Here is a 1,364-nt window from a genome sequence, read left to right as displayed (position 1 = left end):
ATCATGGGCATCCTGGACATGCCGCCCGGGAAGGTCACCGGCGGGGAGATCCTCTTCAAAGGCCAGGACATGCTCAAGATGTCCGAGGCCCAGCGCCGGAAGATCCGCGGCAACCAGATCGCCATGATCTTCCAGGACGCGCTGTCCTCCCTGAACCCGGTGCTCTCGGTGGGCTTCCAGCTGGGCGAGATGTTCCGGGTGCACCGGGGCGCCTCGCGCAAGGAGGCCAAGGCCAAGGCCATCGAGCTGATGGACCGGGTCCGCATCCCGGCCGCCAAGGACCGGGTGAACGACTACCCGCACCAGTTCTCCGGCGGTATGCGCCAGCGCATCATGATCGCGATGGCGCTCGCCCTGGAGCCCGATGTGATCATCGCGGACGAGCCGACCACGGCCCTGGACGTCACCGTCCAGGCGCAGGTCATGGACCTGCTGGCCGAGCTCCAGCGCGAGCACAACATGGGGCTCATCCTCATCACCCACGACCTCGGCGTCGTCGCCGACGTCGCCGACAAGATCGCGGTGATGTACGCGGGCCGGATCGTGGAGAACGCCCCGGTGCACGAGCTGTACAAGCGGCCGGCGCACCCGTACACCAAGGGCCTGCTGGAGTCGATACCGCGTCTGGACCTCAAGGGCCAGGAGCTGTACGCGATCGCCGGCCTGCCGCCGAGCCTGACCGCCGTGCCCTCCGGCTGCGCCTTCAACCCGCGCTGCCCGATGGCCACCGACCAGTGCGCAATCTCGTCAAGCACTTCCCGCTCACCCAGGGCATCCTCTTCAAGAAGCAGATCGGCGCGGTCAAGGCCGTCGACGACATCTCCTTCACGCTCTACAAGGGCGAGACGCTGGGGATCGTCGGCGAGTCGGGCTGTGGCAAGTCGACCGTGGCGAAGCTTCTGATGAACCTGGAGAAGCCGACCTCCGGGCAGATCTTCTACAAGGGCGAGGACATCACCCAGCTGTCCGGGCGGGCGCTCAAGGCCGTGCGGCGGAACATCCAGATGGTGTTCCAGGACCCGTACACCTCCCTCAACCCCCGGATGACGGTCGGCGACATCATCGGCGAACCGTACGAGATCCACCCCGAGGTGGCCCCCAAGGGCGACCGGCGCCGCAAGGTTCAGGACCTGCTGGACGTCGTGGGCCTGAACCCGGAGTACATCAACCGGTACCCGCACCAGTTCTCCGGCGGCCAGCGGCAGCGCATCGGCATCGCCCGCGGACTGGCGCTCAACCCCGAGATCATCGTGGCGGACGAACCCGTCTCCGCCCTGGACGTCTCCGTCCAGGCCCAGGTCGTCAACCTGCTGGACCGGCTGCAGAACGAGTTCGGCCTGTCCTACATCGTCATCGCCCACGAC

General features: G+C 66.9%; 1 protein-coding gene and 1 pseudogene. Both read left to right on the top strand.

Annotated features, from left to right (window positions below; translation table 11 throughout):
* Positions 1-3 precede the first annotated feature (3 nt).
* Positions 4-690 (top strand): annotated as a pseudogene (locus ACWF62_RS20445) (ABC transporter ATP-binding protein); the annotation flags it as partial.
* Between the two features lie 44 nt (positions 691-734).
* Positions 735-1,364 (top strand): ATP-binding cassette domain-containing protein (locus ACWF62_RS20440; protein ID WP_452631234.1); only part of this gene is annotated, 630 nt, incomplete at its 3' end.

The sequence above is a fragment of the Rhodococcus sp. NPDC054953 genome (assembly GCF_053609225.1).
This window is presented reverse-complemented; position numbering and strand designations above follow the sequence as displayed.